The organism is Gilliamella sp. B14384G12 (genome assembly GCF_016101825.1).
In the GTDB taxonomy this organism is placed as follows: domain Bacteria; phylum Pseudomonadota; class Gammaproteobacteria; order Enterobacterales; family Orbaceae; genus Gilliamella; species Gilliamella apicola_N.
Window position 1 is genome coordinate 51,432 of the sequence record NZ_JACFPU010000016.1, and the last position, 6,992, is coordinate 58,423.

At 31.6% G+C, this 6,992-nt stretch carries 6 protein-coding genes; all 6 read right to left on the reverse strand.

Annotated features, from left to right (window positions below; all coding sequences use genetic code 11):
- Positions 1-3: 3 nt before the first annotated feature.
- A complete protein-coding gene (locus tag H3S73_RS12785) occupies positions 4-1,536 on the reverse strand; it encodes a tannase/feruloyl esterase family alpha/beta hydrolase (RefSeq protein WP_198236863.1) in 1,533 nt (510 codons plus the stop codon).
- Between the two features lie 413 nt (positions 1,537-1,949).
- Positions 1,950-3,101: a hypothetical protein gene (locus H3S73_RS12790; RefSeq protein WP_198236864.1), complete on the reverse strand. Its 1,152-nt coding sequence runs from the start codon at positions 3,099-3,101 to the stop codon at positions 1,950-1,952.
- An 87-nt stretch (positions 3,102-3,188) separates the two neighbouring features.
- The gene (locus H3S73_RS12795) at positions 3,189-4,340 is read right to left on the reverse strand and encodes a sel1 repeat family protein (protein ID WP_198236865.1); all 1,152 of its coding nucleotides are present in this window, start codon (positions 4,338-4,340) and stop codon (positions 3,189-3,191) included.
- An 86-nt stretch (positions 4,341-4,426) separates the two neighbouring features.
- Positions 4,427-5,434 (reverse strand): hypothetical protein, encoded by a 1,008-nt coding sequence (locus H3S73_RS12800; RefSeq protein WP_198236866.1) that lies wholly within the window; start codon positions 5,432-5,434, stop codon positions 4,427-4,429.
- Positions 5,435-5,577: 143 nt separating this feature from the next.
- The gene (locus H3S73_RS12805) at positions 5,578-6,558 is read right to left on the reverse strand and encodes a hypothetical protein (RefSeq protein WP_198236867.1); all 981 of its coding nucleotides are present in this window, start codon (positions 6,556-6,558) and stop codon (positions 5,578-5,580) included.
- A gap of 15 nt (positions 6,559-6,573) precedes the next feature.
- The coding region (locus H3S73_RS12810) for a DUF2345 domain-containing protein (RefSeq protein ID WP_198248907.1) at positions 6,574-6,992 on the reverse strand (419 nt) is incomplete at its 5' end.

Sequence of the window (6,992 nt, forward strand, 5' to 3'; positions counted from 1 at the left end):
GAATTATTTACATACAAAATTTTCAGGGTTATTGGTATCACCGTTACCTGTATATATTGTTTGTTGAGGATATTGACATAAAGGTCGTTGCATGGTGACTTGACCATTTTTTATTTTTTTAGCTATTAGAGTCGTTGGTGTTTGTTTTTTCTCAACCCAATTAACTAATGTTTCAAAACCATTAATTTTATCTGGGCCATCACCACCATTACAATGATCAACACCAGGTGCTAAATAAAGTTTCGCAAAATTATCTACATACTCTTTGCCGCCCATGGTTTTCAATACATCGTTATAGTATTGAATTGATCCTTTTGGTGCTATAAGACGATCATCCAAACCATGCCAAATAATCATTTTTCCACCTAATTTTTTGAACTGACTTAAATCTGTATCATCAGTTCCCATTATTGGAGCAAACATTTTGACTGATTGATTGAAATACTTTTCATAACCTTTATATCCTAAACTTTTCCAATCAAAATTAGGATCTTGTTTAATCCAATACTTCAAATAATCAACTGGTATAGGAAAAGGTCCTTCATTACCAGCTAATACATCAAGTGGCGCGGATGGTTCAATACTAAACCATAAAGACTTTCCATTTTGATCTGTTGGACCTTGCCAGATTTTTCTTAATGTTCGAATCTCATCTTTATTTAGGCCTGCTTGATTGAGTAGATCATCACTGATTTCTAATGTTGTTGGGTCATTAATTATTCCATCTTTAATGCCATCTTTTTCATCCGCAAATTCAATGATCGCTTTTCTAACTTTATCTAGCTTATCACTTCCAATAGGTCTACCTAACTCTTCTTGCATTACAACTTGTGGCCATATTTCTGCAGGTACAAATTTATCCCAATAGATTGCTGGTGCTGCAATATATAAACCATCATAATCAGTTGGGTACCATTGCGCTTCCATTAGTCCTTGACGCCCACCTGTAGAACAACCATTCCAATATGAATAATCTGCAGCTTGACCGTAATATGATTCAATAACTTGTTTAGTTTTTATCGTCATTTCATGTACACTACGATGTGCAAAATCTCTTACCGCATCAGTTTGTAATTTGCCATCTTTAAAGACAAATTTACCATCAACCAGATTCCCTACATGTCCAGTATCGGTCGCCGCTGTGACATAACCATTTTTAGCCGCTACAGCTAACTTATCAAATGGTATAAACCCTGCATATCCACCACCACCAATTGATTGTAAACGATGATTCCATTGGCTTGGCAACCATACTTCAACATTAATAGCAGGTTCAATAGTTAATTCAACTCGACAAATCTGTGGTAAACCAATGATTTCTTTTGCTTTAGCGCCCCGTAGAGTATCAGCTAAATTGGAAAGTGGCGTAAAATTTCCTTCAATTAACTCAGTATTTACTACTTTTGCATTATCTAACGTCAAATCACTTAATCTTTTGCAGCTTTCGGCTGAATCCCACATTGAAGGTGGTTTTGCATAAGCAGAAGCGCTCAGACAACTTAAAACCGATAAAAACAATAAACTATATTTCATCATATCTCTATTCCTATCATCAAAAAATATCTTTTCTAAAACTATTTAGATTAATATTATGCATTACTTACATAAATAACAACATAAATAATAATTAATTTCTACCAGCAAATGTCACACTATCGTATTTTTTGCTTCGAAATCTTAAGAAATAAAAAATGACAATGTCTATAAACGATAATTACCATCAAAACATGACATTGAATATCTAAATTATTGTAAAAATTTATAAATATTTCCGATGGTTGTAAATTGTAATGTGCTTTAATAGAATTGTAATAAAAATTTATTTGATAAGATGACTTGGAAAGAAAAAGTAAACTATTTAATCTGACCATCATTTAAAGAAATAGATGACAGCCAGATCGGGCTTACATTAGTACGTATTATAATGTTCCATAAAAAATTTCAAAAAATTAAGGTTTAGGATGAAAATCATCAATTTGCTTTTGCCAACGATTATAATTCCAATCAATAATTTTGGTTTTTAACTCTGCTAACTCATTTTGTGCGGCTTGTTTTTGTTCTGGAGTAAGAATTTGTTCTAAACGAGTTTGAATTTGCTTATTATATTCCCAAACTGGGGGAAGCTGATAATAATCCCATGCTAAATTATTATCGATTTCAATAATTTTTTGTTTTGCATAATCACTTAATAGTGACCATGCATAGGCTTTTACTGGATCTTGCTCACGTCCTAAACCATATAAATAGGCTTCAGTCACCCTTAATATACCAATAATTGAGCTGTGCTCAGCCATTATTTCGGCATAATCAATTGCCAGTTCTAATCTTTCTGGTATTAATGATTTACGATATTCGGTTAATTTATTAATTTTTAGATATTTTTTATCTTTATAATGAGATCCTTGTTGAAACAACATTCGTGCTGTTAAATCCTCATAACAGTGATAACCACCTTCCAAAGCATAATTGTAATATTTAATACTCTCTTCTAATTGTTCATCAGAGCATGGAAGATATTTCTCATTATTATCACTTTCACAAGGACTAAAATTCCTACCCTTTCGGTAAGCAAATTTTGGATATTTTAAATCAGCAAACTCATTCCATAAATAAATATCCATATCCGGATTTTTAAATACCACCGGTTCAATTAACGGTTTTCCGGTATTATCAACCAACTGATCGCGATATTTTTTCATAAATTCTTTAAAAGACATCATACCTTCTTCTTTCGCATATTCATTATAAAATTCATGCCAATAAAGAAGGTCATAATAATAAGGCATTGCATTTTTATCCCACTGCCAAGCATGTTTAATAAATTTAACTAAGTCTTCAGGATCTACAACAGCATAAAATACTTGATCGTTAAATGCACCACGATATAGTTTTTCAGCTTCTTCTATGCGTAATAATTGGTTTTCAGGAATGGTTGAAGGGTAAATAGTATAGTCCATAGTTATATTTTCTGTATCAACAAAACCAAAATCTCTGTCTTGCTTAGATAAATGATGAAAATATAAAAAATAACCACCAATAGCCATAATAATGCTAATTACCAATAATATTTTGAACTTTGATTGTTTCACTTTATTATTCACCCTCAATTCCATTCACTTAAATTTGCAATATCCTAATAGGCTATAATTAGCTAGCTCTAAGTTTATTACCTAGCATATTTCAAAAAATTAAGGTTTAGGATGAAAATCATCAATTTGCACTTTCCATTCGTTGTAATCCCAAACAATAATTTTGGTTTTTAACTCAGCTAACTCATTTTGTGCGGCTTGTTTTTGTTCTGGGGTAAGAATTTGTTCCAAACGAGTTTGAATTTCCTTATTATATTCCCAAACTGGAGAAAGCTGATAATAATCCCATGCTAAATTATTACCGATCTCAATAATTTTTTGTTTTGCATAATCACTTAATAGCAACCATGCATAGGCTTTTACAGGATCTTGCTCACGCCCTAAACCATATAAATAGGCTTCAGTCACCCTTAATATACCAATAATTGAGCTGTGCTCAGCCATTATTTCGGCATAATCAATTGCCAGTTTTAAATCTTCTGGTGTTAATGATTTACGATATTCGGTTAATTTATTAATTTTTTTAAATTCATTATCTTTATAATGATCGCCTTGTTGGAACAGCATTCGTGCTGTTAAATCCTCATAACAGTGATAACCTCCGTCCAGAGCATAATTGAAATATTTAATACTCTCTTCTAATTGTTCATCAGAGCATGAAATATATTCCTCATTATTATCACTTTCACAAGGACTAAATCTCCAACCCTTATGGTAAGCGAATTTTGGGTATTTTAAATCAGCAAATTTATCCCATAAATAACTAAGCATTTTACGATCTTTAAATACTACCGGTTCAACTAGCGGTTTACCGGTATTATCAACTAATTGATCGCGATATTTTTTCATAAACTCAGAAAATGAAATCATACCTTTTTCTTTTTTGTTATCATCATAATACTTTTGCCAAACAATAAGATCATAGTAATAGGGCATTGCATTTTTATCCCATTGCCAAGCATGTCTGATAAATTTCACTAACGCTTCTGGATTAACGACAGCATAAAATACTTGATCGTCAAATGCACGACTATATAGCTTCTCAGCTTCTTCTATGCGTAATAGTTGGTTTTCAGGAATGGTTGAAGGGTAAATAGTATAGTCCATGGTTATATTTTCTGTATCAACAAAACCAAAATCTCTGTCTTGCTTAGATAAATGATGAAAATATAAAAAATAACCACCAATAGCCATAATAATGCTGATTACCAATAATATTTTGAACTTTGATTGTTTCACTTTATTATTCACGTTCAATTCCATTCACTTAAATTTGCAATATCTTAATAGGCTATAATTAGCTAGCTTTAAGTTTATAACGAGCATATTTCAAAAAATTAAGGTTTAGGATGAAAATCATCAATTTGCTCTTGCCAACGATTATAATTCCAATCAATAATTTTAGTTTTTAACTCTGCTAACTCATTTTGAGCGGCTTGTTTTTGTACTGGGGTAAGAATTTGTTCTAAACGAGTTTGAATTTGCTTATTATATTCCCAAACTGGAGAAAGCTGATAATAATCCCATGCTAAATTATTATCGATTTCAATAATTTTTTGTTTTGCGTAATCACTTAATAGTGACCATGCATAGGCTTTTACAGGATCTTGCTCACGCCCTAAACTATATAAATAGGCTTCAGTCACTCTCAATATACCAATAATTGAGCTGTGCTCAGCCATTATTTCGGCATAATCAATTGCCAGTTTTAATCTTTCTGGCTTTGATGATTTACGATATTCAGTTAATTTATTAATTTTTTTAAATTCTTTATCTTTATAATGAGCACCTTGTTGAAACAGCATTCGTGCTGTTAAATCCTCATAACAGTGATAACCTCCCTCCATAGCATAATTGAAATATTTAATACTCTCTTCTAATTGTTCATCAGAACATGGAAGATATTTCTCATTATTATCACTTTCACACGGACTAAATTTCCATCCCTTTTGGAAAGCAAATTTTGGATATTTTAAATCAGCAAATTTATCCCATAAATAAATATCCATATCTGGATTTTTAAATACCACCGGTTCAACTAACGGTTTGCCAGTATTATCAACTAACTGATCACGATATTTTTTCATAAACTCAGTAAATGACATCATACCTTCTTCTTTTGCATATTCATTATAAAAGTTATGTCGATTAAGAAGATTATAATAATAGGGCATCGCATTTTTATCCCACTGCCAGGCATGTTTAATAAATTTAACTAAGTCATCGGGATCTACAACGGCATAAAATACTTGATCGTTAAATGCACCACGATATAGTTTTTCAGCTTCTTCTATGCGTAATAATTGGTTTTCAGGAATGGTTGAAGGGTAAATAGTATAGTCCATAATTATATTGTCCTGCTGAATTGAATTATTATCTGAATTTATTAAATTATAAAAATAAAAGAGCAAAATGCAGATAATCAAACAAATACTAAAAATTATTAATTTTTCTTGTATTGTCTTTTTTGTTTTAGTTGACTTATTCATTAGATATACTTCAAATCATTTTGATTAAAAACGTCAACTTTTACAATGCGATTTTCTAAGTCTCCGTTATTGAATACTCGACAAGGCATAATTTGATTTTTAGGCCCCAGTTTCATTATTTCATTATAAATAGGGTAGATAGGAGATTTAACACCTTGTGTACTTAGATTTTTTTTATAATCGTTTCTATTTATCAACATTTTATCGTATGTATCACCAGACAATAAAGCATACCCCCACAAAACACGATCAATTGGATCTAGAGAAGCCATGAAATTAAAAAAACGAGCGGGTCGATATTTATGTCTTTCCACATCTTCTGCTGCAGTTGTTTTTTGTTCAAAAGAAAATCCTTCACGATAAAAATTACTCCTTTTTATCAAATCAATAGCATAATTGGCATAGATAGTTTGCCCTAAGCAACGTGTTTTTTGTTGCTGAGAGATAGTTTTAGCTAAACAACTTTTTGCAGAAATCTTATTTTTATTGAAAGTATCTTCATAAGCAGCTCCTCGGCAAGAGTGCAAGACAAAAATGCCTTTTTCCGGATGCCAAGGTAAACATTCCATATTATCCTCATTATTAAAAGAAATTTCACTTTTTCCATTTTGTTTTTTTAAATAAAGCGCTTCTGGTCCTCCATGACCAAAATAGTGAACTTCCCATAGAGCATATTTACTAGCAGTTTTAGGATTGGTTAACTCATTATATAATTTAGTCCATTCTGCTTTAAACTCAGAGGGATATTTAAACCCTCTTATAATTCGAATTTCAGCATTGGGATATTCTTTTTCTAATCGTAGAGATTTATAATTAGCGGCTAATCGAAATTCCCAAAACCCACTTCCTCCATATACAAATAATACAAATAATGGTTTGGGCGGTTTTTTTACTATAACTTGTTTAACGGCAACATTACCATTATTAATTTTAGTTGTTTGTGCTGCATGTGTTGTACTTATTTTAGATTTATCCGGCATAATTTTATCTTACCTTTAAATAAACTCTAATGTGACTGTTTCATTTTCATTTTGTGTATAAAATGCTTTTGTATATCCATTTTTATCGGTTCGTCCTTGCACCTTTCTGCCATCTGGCAATGTTGCAATATAAGGCTCATTAGCATGAATTTTTCCTGTTTCATCTTTACATATGAATTTAATTGCATAATTGCTTATAAGATAAGGTAATGCTAACGGATCGACTCGTATCGCTTTCGGTCCCATTTTCTGCAATGCATTACTTTTTATATAAACATTATCCGCCGTGCCCAGTTCAATCCCTGCACTACTAAGTTTGATATATGAACCACCACACATTAACGTCAGTTCTTCACTTGCGGTGACCGTTAATTTTCCATCGACACTGTCTATTTTAATATCTTGCTTGGCAGCCATATTCAGGTTGGCATTTT